Raw genomic sequence first — 367 nt, 5'->3', positions numbered from 1 at the left:
ATCAGATCTGGGAGAAATTCAAGGGCCTCAGCAGAGAGAACGTTCACCCGCGGTGGCAGGACGAGATCCTCTCGGCAATAGGCAACCTCGAAACGGCAGGCCTTGGGCCCCTTCTGGATGCCCTCTCGCGAGGGGCGCAACACGGCGACGAATCCGCGATTCGCCTTAAGCTTAGTAGATACGTGGCGTGGGCCGAAGGCGAGGGCTGAAGGTCCAGCTTTAGTTGCGGTGACGGATCTGTCGACGAGTTGGTGCTGTCACTTTTCGTGAGCGGGCCGGACACCACCACCTTGCCGATCAAGATGTGGTCGGGAATTCGGGAAGAGATCACGCCGACGATCGCTGCCGTTTCAAGTCTGCTGATCGC

Annotated in this window: 1 pseudogene; it reads left to right on the top strand. The window is 59.4% G+C overall.

The annotated features are described in order from the left end of the window. A pseudogene (locus EOA49_RS33230) lies at nucleotides 1-209 on the top strand (hypothetical protein); the annotation flags it as partial. Nucleotides 210-367: the final 158 nt, after the last annotated feature.

The organism is Mesorhizobium sp. M1A.F.Ca.IN.020.04.1.1, assembly GCF_003997315.1.
GTDB lineage: Bacteria > Pseudomonadota > Alphaproteobacteria > Rhizobiales > Rhizobiaceae > Mesorhizobium.
The sequence above is the reverse complement of the archived record's forward strand: the minus strand, read 5'-3'. Positions and strand labels throughout refer to the sequence as shown.